General features: G+C 30.2%; 1 protein-coding gene. It reads right to left on the reverse strand.

Annotation, left to right across the window (positions count from 1 at the left end; translation table 11 throughout):
- Positions 1–61: 61 nt before the first annotated feature.
- On the reverse strand, positions 62–262 hold a 201-nt coding region (locus SB679_RS24870), incomplete at its 5' end, for a DUF6493 family protein (protein ID WP_410704970.1).

Consider the following 262-nt stretch of genomic DNA (forward strand, 5'->3'; position numbering starts at 1 on the left):
TTCAAAAAAGGGATAATCTCATGTATTTTTTCCTCATTAAGAATTTCATAGAGTCTTTCTTTCATTGGTTTTTAATTTGATGTATAATTTTTTTCAGGTTATTCTCTTTTTCCCATTCTATAAGCAAACTGACAATCGTTTTATCGACCTTGGTTTGATTTTGGTTGAGCAGTTCATAGTAAAGCTCTAAAAGCTTTTTAAGGTTAAAAACTGGTTTTTCAATCGCTGAAAGAATGGAAATCAGCAATTTCTCAAAAGCCTG

The organism is Chryseobacterium sp. SIMBA_029 (genome assembly GCF_046535275.1).
Lineage (GTDB): Bacteria > Bacteroidota > Bacteroidia > Flavobacteriales > Weeksellaceae > Chryseobacterium.